The organism is uncultured Lactobacillus sp. (assembly GCF_947367125.1).
GTDB lineage: Bacteria > Bacillota > Bacilli > Lactobacillales > Lactobacillaceae > Lactobacillus.
In genome coordinates this window covers 1-13,063 of the sequence record NZ_CANBCQ010000052.1, presented here as the reverse complement: position 1 = coordinate 13,063, position 13,063 = coordinate 1, and the positions used below count along the sequence as shown (strand labels likewise).

Genomic DNA, 13,063 nt, shown 5'->3' with positions numbered 1-13,063 from the left:
TACGTATAAAAATAGCGGAGAGCAAATTCTCCGCTAATAATTAAATAATTTTGGGACATTTTCCTAAATTATTGACATTATTTTTTATTTTTAACATAATTATTCAACCATGCCGTAAAGAACAAAATCACTATGCCAAGCAAAATGAAGATAACCACATTTACTATCGGCATCCCCATCATCGGCAAACAAATTAGCATTTCGATTGCCACTAAACTAGTTGTAATCCAAGTTACTTTTCCGCAATAAAAATCAAACCAATTAATAATTGCATAAACTAGATCTAAAATCACTAATAATACCATGCCGTAGACAAAGAGATATTGGCCCCAACCTGGCAATGACCAAATCAAAGCACCACTAATCTCAAGCATCACAAACAATATTAGTGCAAATAATGCTAATTCTAAATTAAGAACCAACCGCATGAAAACCAATAATAATTCTAAATTACTATGATTAATTTTTAAATTATAGTAAATCAGACCTAAAATTGCTGGTGAAACGAGCAAAACACTTAGACAAGAAATCACTATTCCACTACCACGATAAACTCCTAGTGGAATCCCGGCTAATGCCTGCGCAATACTCAAAAATAATGTCGCTACCAAGGTACTGATCAAAACAACTCGTACCCAACCTTGTCGATCGGCAAACCAAAAAGCAACTGCACTAATTAAATATAAAATGCCGTCAATTACAGCTAAAACGTTAGAGCGACCTGGCCACTGTAAACTAAAAATTACAATAACCGCTAATAAAGCTAATAAGGTTAAAATTATTCTACTAATTAAATCAAAAGTTTGTCGTTTCATTTCTTCCTCGATCAAAAAAGATATTCCCGCAGGAATATCTTTCAACTAATACACTTTAAATTGGTTAAGTGGCCAGTAGCGTACCTTAACTACGCCGACAATACCACTACGCTTAATCGTTCCGATATAGCGGCTGTCCTTAGAAACGCTACGGTGATCGCCCATTACAAAGTAAGTATTCTTCGGAATTCGACCAGTATCTTGGACATATTTAATTTGTGCTCTAGTAAAGTACTGCTGATAGGTGCGAGCTCGCATCAATGACTGCATTGTGAAGTTTTGGGTTTCAGAATAAAATGTATCTGAGCCATTATCAATTAACTTCGTGCCTTGTTTTAACCAAGGTTGAGCAATCTTTTTATTATTAATGTAGATTTGGTTATTCTTGCTGACAATCTTTTCACCAGGTAAGCCAATTACCCGCTTGATGTATAAGGCACCTGGTTCATCTGGCGCCTTGACAATGACTACTTCACCACGCTTGATTTGCGCATGGCGCACAGCAATTAAGCGATCGCCATTTTGAAAAGTAGGTTGCATTGAAGGACCTGATACCGTATCGTTGCTCAAGACGAAGCGGAAAAGCAGCATATAGGCACCGATCAAAATAACCCAAATAATTAAGATATCTAGGAAAAATTTACCCCATGATTCTTTTTCTTCTTTTTTTTCAGCCATTATTTTTCTCCATTTGTCTTTTTTCACAGTTTACAACTTTATGGAGAAATTGCCAAATCACAAAAAAGAGGTATTTCCTCGGAAATACCTCTCTCATTCTTAATGACTACTAATTAGTCTTCTTTTTTGTCTTCAGCTTTAGCTTCGTCTTCTTTAACCTTTTCTTCAACTTTTGGAGAAATATCAAAGATTGCTTCACCGTTCAAGTACAAGTGCTTGTCATCGGCAGTGAATTCGATCTTCTTAGTGTCAGGCTTTTGTAAGATCAACTTAGCAGCTGGAGTTTCAAGGTTTTGTTCAACTACTCTTCTAAGTGGACGAGCACCGAACTTCTTGTCGTAACCCTTTTCTGCCAAGAATGCCTTTGCTTCGTCTGAAACTTCTACCGTTACACCCTTCTTAGCAAGAACATGAGACATCTTCTTCAAGTAAATGTTGATGATCTTACCCATGTCTTGTTCAGTAAGTGAGTTGAATGGAACAATTGCGTCCAAACGGTTCAAGAATTCTGGTCTGAAGTAGTTTTCAAGAGCTGAAATTAACTTGTCTTGGTCAACCTTGCCGTCTTCAAGCAACTTGTCAGAGAAGCCAGCGTTTGAAGTCATAATCAAGATAGTATCCTTGAATGAAACAGTTCTACCTTGTGCGTCAGTCAAACGACCGTCATCCATGATTTGCAATAATGCGTTGAAGACTTGTGGGTTAGCCTTTTCAATTTCGTCAAACAAAATCAATGAGTATGGTTGGTGACGAACTTTTTCAGTTAATTGACCACCTTCACCATAGCCAACGTAGCCAGGTGCAGAACCAATCAACTTGTTAACAGCCATTTCGTCTTGGTATTCACTCATGTCCAAACGGATTAAGTGTTCTTTGTTACCAAATAATTGAATTGCTAATTGTTTTGCAAGTTCAGTCTTACCAACACCGGTAGGACCAGTAAGTAAGAATGAACCAGTTGGTCTGTCGCTATCCTTGAAGATTTGCTTACGAGAAATAGCGTCAGTAATTACATCAATCGCTCTATCTTGATCGATTACGCTCTTCTTCAACTTCTTAGCAAGGTCTAAGTTCTTTTGAGCTTCGTCAGCGTGGAGTTCACTCATTGGAATCTTAGTCTTTTGCTCAATAATTGCGTAGATGTCTTTTTCAGTTACTTCTGGAGTATTCTTACTATCTACGTTCTTAAGTTGTGCTTCAAGTTCAGCAATCTTGCCCTTAATTTCTGAAGCCTTGTCGTAGTCTTCTGCCTTAGCAGCTTCTGCTTTCTTAGCTTCAAGAGCGCTGATTTGGTTCTTTAAGCTCTTTTCATCAGTTGGTTGTACCAGCAATGCCTTCTTAGCACCAGCTTCATCCATCAAGTCGATGGCCTTGTCTGGTAAGTAACGACCTTGAATGTATCTTTCTGATAATTCAACTGCCAATTTAAGACTGTCGTCACTGTATTTTACGTGGTGATAGTCTTCGTACTTCTTCTTCAAGCCTTCCAAAATCTTAACAGCAACCTTAGTTGTAGGTTCTGGAACTTGAACAGCTTGGAATCTACGTGATAAAGCTGGGTCTTTTTCAATTCTTTGGAATTCGCTAGTAGTAGTAGCACCAATTAATTTCAATTGGCCACTTGCCAAAGCTGGCTTCAAGATGTTAGCTGCGTCCCCATTGTTGTTTTCTGAATCAGTAGAACCAGCACCAACGATGTTGTGAATTTCATCGATGAATAAAACAATGTTAGGATCGCTCTTAGCCTTGTCAATAACCTTCTTTAATCTCTCTTCAAAGCTACCACGAAGGCTTGAACCAGCAACCATATCATTAATATTAACTGAAATGATGTGCATGTTAGCCATCTTAGCTGGTACATTGCCAGAAGCAATTCTTTCAGCTAAACCTTCTACAATAGAAGTCTTACCAACACCAGCAGGTCCGATTAAAACAGGATTGTTCTTCTTACGTCTTGAAAGAATTTCAATTACGTTATCAATTTGCTCATCACGACCGATTACTGGGTCAAACTTGTTGTTCTTAGCTTCTTCAACTAAATCAACACCAATTGGCTTTTCATTTGGTTGTTGTGGGTTTTGTTGAATGGTTTGTGGTGCAGCATCCATGCTGCTGGAGTAGTTAATTGGAATTGAACCTGAATTGCCCTTGCTATTTCTTCTAGTGCCGAAGTCGTCATTAAAGAATGAGCTATTCAATTCGTTAAATAAGTTATCAAAATCATTATCAAAGTATGCCATATATGCAACACTCCCTATCTCAAATTTACGTCTTTAGCACTCTAGCTTGTTGAGTGCTAACTCATTACATTTAATAGTATAGCAGGTTATCCACAGATCGCAAGCCAAAAATCAAAAGTTTTCCACATTTTTCTTATTTTTTTGTGATTTTAAATTAAAAAGGCACTACAAATGCTGTCATGTCAACATTTGTAGTGCTTCACAAATTCTAAAGAATTTCTTAAGATAGGCAAAAATTGATGATCATTTTGCTTAAAACTGTTGAATTTTACGGAAGTTTTCCACAGATAAGAATAAGTTTATTATCGTAAACTATTTCTGCCTACTTCTTATTATTGCTTTTTTCTTTTGCTTGTCCAGTATTTTGCGGTCCGCGCAATTTTCTTGGCTCAAGCAGATACTGGTTAATCAATTTAATTACCTGTTTATTCTGAGGTAAATCTGAGTGATCCGCTTCTGAGCCCGTTACCGTCATTGCAGTATAGCTTTTGACTTGATTCTGAAAAATATATTTTCCAGCTGCGACACTAGCTTCAGGTACAATCCCATCAGATTCGTAATTTTTACCCCCAGATAAGGAATAAACAACCAATTTTTTCGGTAGTTTATCTTTATTCTTGATAAAATCCTCTAGCATTTGCGTTTTATGATTAATATTTTTTTCACCAAAATTATATGGTGTTCCTAGCGTCATTAAACGTTTGATTTTAATTTCATCAGAGTATTGAAAGTAATAATGCTCTAGCCAATAAGTCCAGATCAAACCGCCGTTAGAATGCCCAAAGGCTTTAAAATTATTAAACTTATAACTCTCTGATAAGACATAAAAAGCTTGATCAAACCAACTAGCTTGCTTTTTAATATTGCTATAACCATCATGATTATTTTCAAAACCAACAATAATAAAAGGCTGATTGTCATTTTTATTAATTTTGCCCGAATATGATAATGTTCCATTCGTTAAAACCTTAATCTTAAGTACGCTATGCTTAGTCGGTGTTTTTTGATTTAACTGCTTCACCAATTGGTTAAAACGCTCAGTCGTTGCACTAGAACCAGGAATCATAATTACTGGCGACAAAAGCGATTTGCGTCTTTCGGCTCTAGCATGGTTATCGGCCTTCATCCAAGAATAACCGGGGATAGCCAAAGCCACTAACAAAACTAGGACAATTGCCAACCATTTAAAATTGGGATTTCGAATTAAATTAATCATTCTTTCCTTCATAATCCTTTAGTCCCCTTTCAAGTCGCAAACCTAATTTCATAGTTGGAATAAACATTATTATATCCAAAATAAACAACAAAATAGAAAATACCAAGTTACTCCAGTCACCATTAGATCCAAAGAACGAGACCAAAATACCTGGTGTCCCACTTAAAACAGGGTAAACACAAGGCTGGATTAAATGGCCAAAAATCGCTCCCGCAGCTAATAAAACATTAATAATTGGAATAATCACAATCGCTGGCAGTAGCACTGGATTTAAAATAATTGGCATCCCGACCATCATGCCCCAAGTTGACCCAAAAGCCGCAGGAAGCAAATTTGCCTTAGCAATATTTTCACTATCCTTATTTTTACTATAAATTAGGATGATCACAATCATCGCTAAAATAATGCTTGCTCCGCCCATTTCCGCATAAGGATAAAACAAAGAACTACCCAAATACTTATATGGCACATTCCAAGCACTACCATTTTTTAAGGCAAAATTTAAGTTAGCTGCTGCTGAGATACTATTAGAAGTGGTTGACAAAGAAATTAAGGGATAACCAATTCCGAGCCAGCTAAGGATAAAAACAGGGATTGTCAGTAATGCAATCAGCAAGATGTTATTTGATTCTTGTATTTGAGTAACTAAGCCTTTAAAAGTGCTAGAATTCAAGAATTTGATTTGAAATTCATAAATCATAATTCCTAAAATTACCCCACAAACAATTGCAAATATTGTCGGAATAAACGCATTCCAGGCTCTTTCCCTGATTCTAGTGGCATGTTCAAAATTTACCGGCTGGTGTTCTTTTCCTAACCAATGAAAAATTTGTCCTACCCCATAGCCGATTAATAAAGCCAATAAGACAGCATTAATTTTTAAAACACTGGAAGAAAACGGTGAATGATCGCCAGCATTATTAGCTAAGTTATTGGCATAAGCACAAAACATAATAACTATGACGGCCGTCATCCCTGCCATGGTTGAATCCTTACGGTATAAACGGGCAGTATAACGTGCTGCAAAATAAGCCGCATAAATACCAAATAAACCGAAGGTTACCCGAACCATTCCCCGACTGACAAATGCTCCTGCATACCAAAAACGATCTGGCAAGGTTATATCAAAATTAAAAATATTGTAAATAAAACTATCGGGTGAAAAAACAGCATCTCTGAATAACTTAAAATATGATCCAATTACTGCGATCGGCATCAACATAACCATCGTTCGCTGAAAAATTCTAAAAATTGCCAATCTTCTTATTTTAAGAAAGATATTTGTGATTCTGTTTACCATGGTGTTTTCCTTTACCTATTTATTCTAAATATGATTGAATAAAGTTAATCAAAACAATTATCAATTATACATCTATATTAGAAAGCTGATTACGATGGCTTACATTAACTTAAAAAATAATACTAAAGTTTACCAATCCTGTGATACAACCATCTATGCCAATAAGGACATTACTTTTTCTGTTGATAAGGGAGAACTAGTCATTATCTTGGCTCATCAGGCGCCGGCAAATCTACTTTGCTTAATATTTTAGGCGGAATGGAGCCAAATACAAGTGGAGACGTAATTGTCGCTGGGAAAAACATTGCCAAATATAACGCTAGAGAATTAACCACTTATCGACGCAATGACGTTGGCTTTGTCTTTCAATTTTACAATTTGATTCCCAACTTAACGGCAAAAGAAAACGTTGAATTAGCTGCTCAAATTGTCCCGGATGCAATGAGTGCCGACGAAGCTTTGCAGTACGTTGACTTAGGGCAACGAGAAAACAATTTTCCGGCTCAATTATCGGGCGGTGAACAACAGCGCGTTGCAAGCGCCAGAGCCATCGCAAAAAAGCCAGCTTTGCTTTTATGTGATGAGCCAACCGGCGCCCTTGACTATAAAACAGGCAAACGAATCCTCAAAATTTTACAAAATATGAGTCGGCAAAACGGCTCAACCGTCTTGATCGTAACCCATAACGCCGCTATTGCTCCGATTGCTGACAAGGTCATTCATATTCACGATGGCGGTATTCAAGAAATCCACCATAATGAGCATCCCGCTGACATCAGTACAATTGAATGGTAGGTGAGCAACATGCATAAAACTATTCTTTGGAAAGATGCTTGGCAGGCAATCACTCATTCTCTGGGCCGCTACATCGCTATTATCCTATTAATTGCACTGGGAACTTTTGCCTTTACTGGTTTAAAAATGGCTGGTCCTGACATGCGAGCAACAGGAGCGGACTTTTTTGCCAAGCATAATTTAGCTGACGTCACCGTCACTTCAAACTATGGCATTAATTCAACTGATTGCCTTACTATTCAAAATTTACCAGAAGTGAAAGAAGCCACCTTTGGTTATTTTCAAGATGTTAAAATCAAGAATCAACCTGATACGCTCCGTGTTCTTTCTCAATCAGATAATCTTTCAAGTTATGAATTGATTAAGGGACATTTTCCTAAGAATAAAACCGAAATTTCACTCTCATATTTATTGCAGAAAAAATACCGCTTAGGGCAAAAAATCACTTTTACTAAGCCTGGCATCTTAAAAAATAAAACTTACAAGATTGTTGGCTTCGTCAAAGCTAGTGAATTCTTAGATAAAAACCAAATTGGTCAAACCAATATTGGCAATGGTCATTTAACTGGCATTGCGGTTGCTAGTCATAACGCCTTTGCTGCGCCAGTTTACCAAATCGCTCGCATTACTTTTAAAAATACTGCTAATCTAAGTCCTTTTAGCGTAGCTTACCGCAACCGAGTTTATCGCGATCAAAACAAGTTGCAAACTGCTTTGAATCAAAATCGAGCCGATAAATATGATAAATATCGGGCGATGTATCAAAAACAATACCGTCAAGCGACAGCTAAGCAGCTACTCAAACGGGGAATTGTAGTTGATCCCACGCAGATTAAGGTGCCACAAAATAAGCTTAAAATTGCTTATCCTAGCTACACAATTAATAGCCGTGAAGAAAGTCAAGGCTACGCTTCTTATCGCGCAGATTCTGAACGAGTTGAAGTTTTAGCCAATGTCTTCCCTGTTTTCTTGTTTGCCGTAGCTGCCTTGGTCAGTTTAACCACAATGATGCGTTTTGTTGAAGAAGAACGGACTAATATTGGTACGCTAAAAGCCTTAGGTTATGGTAACGGTGCGATTGCCATTAAATTTCTGCTCTATAGCACTTCAGCTGCGATTTTAGGCGTTATTCTTGGCGCTAGCTTAGGTTACACCTTCTTACCCAATTTAATCATTAAGGCCTATTTAGCCGGCTCAACCTTAGGAACTGATTACCAACTCAATTTTGCCTGGGGACCACTATTAATTTCATTAACGGTAGCACTGCTGGCAACAACGGTTGTCTCAATGCTTACTTTAGCTCAAACTTTGCGTGAACGGCCTTCAGCCCTGCTTTTACCTAAACCACCAAAAAATGGCTCACGGATTTTACTAGAATATATTCCATTTTTATGGAAGCATATGAGCTTTTCAGCCAAGGTAACCGCCCGTAATATCTTCCGTTATAAGAGCAGAATGTTGATGACCATCTTAGGCGTTGCTGGTTGTACTGGATTATTAGTAATGGGCTTTGGTATTCGTGATTCGCTGCAAGGGATTGGCAATATTCAATATTCTGAAGTGCAAAAAAATGACGTCATTGCTTTGAAAAATCGTCATGTTAACAAGACCGAGCAACAAAAATTAAATAAAATCTTTACTGGCAATGCTGTTACGCAAACTAATGCTGTCCAATATCAGCAATTGACCAAGCACCTTGATCGCACTGGAGCAACTGAAAATATTATGCTAATCGCCCCACAATCAACTAAACATTTTAGAAAATCGATCAATTTGCGAGAACGTCAGAGCAAGAAAAAGCTCGTTTTGCCAAGTAACGGTGTAGTTATTTCAGAAAAATTAGCCACTATCTTGCATGCTCAAAAAGGATCAACGATTTCCTTAAAAGATGAACATGGCAAACTACTTAAATTCAAGGTTAGTTGGATCTGTGAAATGTATCTCGGCCATTATATCTTTATGAGCCCAGCTGAATATGCCCAAGCAACTGGTAAAAAATTCACTGCCAATGCTTATTTAGTAACCATGGCCAACCATTCCCCAGGAAATATTAACCAGATTAGTCAAAAAATGATTAAAACAGGTGCAATTGAAACAGTTGTTTCAACTTCATCAAATAGAAAATTGCTGGGTAGTTTCACGGGCAGTCTAAACGAAGTCATCCTGATTCTGATTTTAATTTCGGGGATGTTAGCCTTAGTAGTTATTTACAACTTAACTAATATCAATGTTGCTGAAAGAATCCGCGAATTATCAACAATTAAAGTGCTCGGATTTTACGATAATGAAACGACAATGTACATTTATCGCGAAACAATTATCTTATCGGCATTAGGAATTATTGTTGGCTTCGGCTTTGGCTGGTGGCTGCATCACTTTATTATTACGAGTTTGCCACCAGATGTAGCAATGTTTGATCCTAATATGTATCCGTTGAATTTTGTCTTCTCTGCCCTAATTCCAGCAATTATCACCGCTATTTTAGCGATTGTTGTCCATCACAAGATCAAACGAATCAACATGCTAGATGCCTTGTCTTCCATTGATTAAGCGCTGTTATGCTATAATAATCACTATAGAAAAGGGTGGAAAGAACATGCCAAGAAAGCACTTTGAATTAAACAGCGATGTCAGTAAATTAATTGATAAATACGAAGAGATCAACGATGTTGATTTTAATAAACTAGTTAACAAGGCTTTAAGATTCTACCTTGTTAACCAAATGAATTATAAGGATGTCCAAGATGCTTTGAAAGAAGCGGATAACGAGGCTTCAAAGTATATCGATGAAGCAATGCGGTCCAGCATGGGCGACTTCAATCGTAATTATTAAATCTATGTAAAAAAGCTACTTGTCACAATGACAGGTGGCTTTTCTTAATTCTTATCAAATAAATCTAGTTCTAATTGTTCAGATCCCTTAACATGATCAAGCACTTGCAAAATTGTATAGTTACTTTTTAACTTACCGTCTTTATCTAAATATTGTTCGGTCTACATTTTTACTTTTAAGGTATCTGTTGAACCAAATCACTGTTCATGCTTCGAACATATATTCTATTTTTACTCAAAATGCTTATACCGATAATAACGATAACCAATCTTTTTTCCAAAAATTGTCTCTGAAGTCTTCATCCAGTTAGCCAGCAAAATATAAATTCCGAGGAAAACTACGCCAAAAATAGACAAATAGATAAAACTACCAACCCGGCCTAAATCATTAAAGCGGTGGCCCAATAAAAGCTGGTAAACAAAAAGTAAAATCAGATAAATTTCATTTGAGACAACAATTGGCAACAGGCTTCTCAGCTTAACTCCATAGGTCTTGTTTAGTTTGTGGTAGCTGAGCCAAATAACCATGATAAAAGAAATATCCGTTGATAAAATTGCCCCATCAGCATTCATGAACATGGTCATTGGTACCTGCAAAATAATTTTTACCAAAACGCCTTCGATCATGTAAATCACCGCCAGCTTATTCATGTTCAAAGCTAATAATAAGGTCAATGAGTTCATGACTAAACCAGCCAGCAGACTTTGGACAATATTTTCTACTAAATAATATGCACCTAAACTATCATGTGAAAATAAAACCGTATAAATTGGTGAAGCTGCAAAGCTGCCCAGCGCAACAACCGGAAGCAAGACAAATAAGAGCAGCTTATAATTCTCTAAGAGCAGCTTTCTGATGCTTTCTTGGCTGTCCCTAGACTTATACTTAAGCCCTGCTAAAAGCGGCAGACTAGTCTCAGAAACAGCTGTCGCCAATGAAATAATCACCGTGGTAATCTTACTTGGATTAGCTGAAAAAATTGTGTACAAGTAACTAACATAGGTCTTACCCATATGATTAAAGCTGATCAAAATTTGCTTAAATAAAAGTTGGTCAACCAATTGGGTAACGGTGATAAATGAACCTAACAAAACAAAAGGAATTGAGGCATACCATAAGTTAAGCAAGCTATGCGTAACATTGTTTAAAGTCCGCGGAGCACTTTGGGCGATTAATTCCTTGTAATGTCCCCACTGCTTGCGCATATAAGCAAATAAATAAAGGTAACTAGCAATCGCACCAACACAGGCACCGAACACACTGAAATAGACTGCCGTTACATAGTTATGGTGAAAGACCTCAATAATTAACAAAGTCGCTAATAAAATAAATAAAATACGAGCAAACTGCTCCCACAATTGAGAAATACCATATGGCTTCATGTCGTTATTTCCCTGGAACCAGCCCCGCACCATACTCATTGATGGCAAAATCACAACCGCCGGCACTAACACCCGAATTGAAATCGTAGCACTAGCAACAGAATCAACCGGGCTATTTTTAGCAATAATTGGCGCAGTAGCGTATAACAAAACACCACATGCTAATCCCATAACCAGCATAATCATAAAGCCTAGCTTGGTAATGTATAAACTGTCTTTATATCTATTTTGTGAATTTAATTGTGATACTTCCCGGGCAATAACCGAAGGAAGGCCTGCCGTTCCAATCGATAAAAACAATGCATATGGCGTATACGACGAATTAAACAGCGCCTGGGCATTTAATTGATTGTGGTAGCTTCCTAGCATAATCAGCCAAGGAATTAAATAAACAACCCCGAGAATTCTCGATACGATACTACCAAACGATAGCCAAAATGAACCGGATAGGATTTTTTTATTCAACAGATAAGCCTCAAATCTACGTTAGTTTCTCATTATGCCTTCTTATTATACGTGGATTTTTTAACTTTGGGGCAAATATATTCCGAGTAGTTACCCTTTTTTAAAAAATTTTACTTTTATTTTCCCTTCCTAATAATACAATTCAGTTACATTATTTACTATATTGTTACCCAGCCTTTAATTTTGCGTTAGACCCCTTGACCTGAACGACTTTAATGATTATTCTTAAAATGTTTCTGTTAAAGGTCATAATTAGATAAAAATAATAATGTATATAAGAAATTCATCGGGGGAATTAAGTTGTCATTAAAGAAAAAGATTATCACTAAATTAGCTTATGTTGCTATGCTTTCTACTACTGGCGTTGCTGCAGCTGCAGTTGTTCAACCACAAGCACATGTTCAAGCTTCAACTACTTCAATTGCTGCACATTCAATCGGGGTTGACGTTGCCAGTTACCAAAGTGCCGATCTTTCAGCTCATGCTAGAAACGGTGCCAAGTTCGCTGTAGTTAAGATCAGCGAAGGTACCAGCTACAGAAACCCTAAGGCTAGTGTACAAATTGCTAGTGCTCTTGCACAAAATATGATGCCAATGGGTTACCACTTCGCTACTTTCTCAGCTAATACTGCTGCTGCTAAGCGTGAAGCTAACTACGCAATTGCTTCAGCTAGAGCTGTTGGTCTAGGCTCAGGTTCATACCTTGCTTGTGACTATGAATCAGGCGATGGCAACAACATTTACGGTGGTAAGAACCCTACCGCTAATGCCATCAATGCTTTCTTAAGCCAAATTAAGGCTGCTGGCTACAAGCCACTCCTTTACGCTAGTTCATCAGTTTTGAGAAACAATATTAATACTAACGCAGTTATTAACAAGTTCCCTAACTCATTATGGGTTGCAGCATACGCTGTTTCAGGTCGAATTGACAACCCTAGCTTTAACTACTTCCCATCAATGAAGGGCGTATCAATTTGGCAATTTACTGACAACTGGCGTGGTCTTAACGTTGACGGTAACATCAATGTTTTGCCACTTTCTACTTCATCAAGTGCCGTTTCTCAAGCTCCTAAGAAGGCTCGCGTATTAAAGAAAAAGGCTCACGTTTACAACAAGAATGGTAAGCGTACCAGCAAAACCTTAAAGAAGGGTTCAACCGTTACTACTCACGGTAAGAAGACAATCAACGGCAAGAAATATTACAAGATTGCCAAGAACCAATACATTAGAACTGCTAATGTTTATTAAAAAATAAGTCAATCAAAAATGGCTCTTTGTCAAATCCTGTTGATAATGAGTAAATGAATAGAATCAAGCAACCATTAAAAGGCTGTTTGGT

The 13,063-nt window shown here is 37.3% G+C and carries 9 protein-coding genes and 1 pseudogene; 4 read left to right on the top strand and 6 right to left on the bottom strand.

The genetic code is table 11. From position 1 onward, the window contains the following. Window positions 1-77: 77 nt before the first annotated feature. From Q0Y84_RS11460 to Q0Y84_RS11440, 5 genes are all read right to left on the bottom strand, one after another. Window positions 78-815 (bottom strand): hypothetical protein, encoded by a 738-nt coding sequence (locus Q0Y84_RS11460; protein WP_297953835.1) that lies wholly within the window; start codon window positions 813-815, stop codon window positions 78-80. Window positions 816-860: 45 nt separating this feature from the next. Then, window positions 861-1,493: a signal peptidase I gene (lepB, locus tag Q0Y84_RS11455; protein WP_297953831.1), complete on the bottom strand. Its 633-nt coding sequence runs from the start codon at window positions 1,491-1,493 to the stop codon at window positions 861-863. A gap of 113 nt (window positions 1,494-1,606) precedes the next feature. Then, window positions 1,607-3,733 carry an ATP-dependent Clp protease ATP-binding subunit gene (locus Q0Y84_RS11450; RefSeq protein ID WP_297953828.1) on the bottom strand — a complete coding sequence of 709 codons (2,127 nt, stop codon included), beginning with the start codon at window positions 3,731-3,733 and terminating at the stop codon, window positions 1,607-1,609. A gap of 322 nt (window positions 3,734-4,055) precedes the next feature. After that, the gene (locus Q0Y84_RS11445; protein ID WP_297953826.1) at window positions 4,056-4,961 is read right to left on the bottom strand and encodes an alpha/beta hydrolase; all 906 of its coding nucleotides are present in this window, start codon (window positions 4,959-4,961) and stop codon (window positions 4,056-4,058) included. Continuing rightward, complete coding sequence (locus tag Q0Y84_RS11440) at window positions 4,942-6,249, bottom strand: PTS sugar transporter subunit IIC (RefSeq protein WP_297953823.1); 1,308 nt, start codon at window positions 6,247-6,249, stop codon at window positions 4,942-4,944. The genes Q0Y84_RS11445 and Q0Y84_RS11440 overlap by 20 nt, the downstream gene beginning before the upstream one ends. 94 nt (window positions 6,250-6,343) lie before the next feature. On the opposite strand from Q0Y84_RS11440, the pseudogene Q0Y84_RS11435 reads away from it, so the two are divergent. The 3 genes and pseudogenes from Q0Y84_RS11435 to Q0Y84_RS11425 all read left to right on the top strand — a co-directional run bounded on the left by Q0Y84_RS11435 (window position 6,344) and on the right by Q0Y84_RS11425 (window position 9,877). Continuing rightward, a pseudogene (locus Q0Y84_RS11435) lies at window positions 6,344-7,044 on the top strand (ABC transporter ATP-binding protein). A gap of 9 nt (window positions 7,045-7,053) precedes the next feature. Further along, window positions 7,054-9,594 carry an ABC transporter permease gene (locus tag Q0Y84_RS11430; protein ID WP_297953820.1) on the top strand — a complete coding sequence of 847 codons (2,541 nt, stop codon included), beginning with the start codon at window positions 7,054-7,056 and terminating at the stop codon, window positions 9,592-9,594. A gap of 46 nt (window positions 9,595-9,640) precedes the next feature. Further along, a complete protein-coding gene (locus tag Q0Y84_RS11425) occupies window positions 9,641-9,877 on the top strand; it encodes a hypothetical protein (protein WP_297953817.1) in 237 nt (78 codons plus the stop codon). 230 nt (window positions 9,878-10,107) lie between these two features. Here the strand turns inward: Q0Y84_RS11425 and Q0Y84_RS11420 are convergent, their stop codons facing one another. Continuing rightward, entirely contained in the window at window positions 10,108-11,724 is a 1,617-nt protein-coding gene (locus tag Q0Y84_RS11420; RefSeq protein WP_297953814.1) for a polysaccharide biosynthesis protein, read from the bottom strand. Window positions 11,725-12,024: 300 nt separating this feature from the next. Here Q0Y84_RS11420 and Q0Y84_RS11415 point away from each other — a divergent pair, with 300 nt between their 5' ends. Next, window positions 12,025-12,972, top strand: coding sequence for a GH25 family lysozyme (locus Q0Y84_RS11415; protein WP_297953811.1), 948 nt, complete (start codon window positions 12,025-12,027; stop codon window positions 12,970-12,972). The last annotated feature ends 91 nt before the right edge of the window (window positions 12,973-13,063 follow it).

Bases quoted from the DNA above. Each gene is read 5' to 3' on its own strand.
- lepB (WP_297953831.1), bottom strand. From the start codon at position 1,493: ATGGCTGAAAAAAAAGAAGAAAAAGAATCATGGGGTAAATTTTTCCTA.
- Q0Y84_RS11425 (WP_297953817.1), top strand. From the start codon at position 9,641: ATGCCAAGAAAGCACTTTGAATTAAACAGCGATGTCAGTAAATTAATT.
- Q0Y84_RS11460 (WP_297953835.1), bottom strand. From the start codon at position 815: ATGAAACGACAAACTTTTGATTTAATTAGTAGAATAATTTTAACCTTA.
- Q0Y84_RS11440 (WP_297953823.1), bottom strand. From the start codon at position 6,249: ATGGTAAACAGAATCACAAATATCTTTCTTAAAATAAGAAGATTGGCA.
- Q0Y84_RS11445 (WP_297953826.1), bottom strand. From the start codon at position 4,961: ATGAAGGAAAGAATGATTAATTTAATTCGAAATCCCAATTTTAAATGG.
- Q0Y84_RS11450 (WP_297953828.1), bottom strand. From the start codon at position 3,733: ATGGCATACTTTGATAATGATTTTGATAACTTATTTAACGAATTGAAT.
- Q0Y84_RS11430 (WP_297953820.1), top strand. From the start codon at position 7,054: ATGCATAAAACTATTCTTTGGAAAGATGCTTGGCAGGCAATCACTCAT.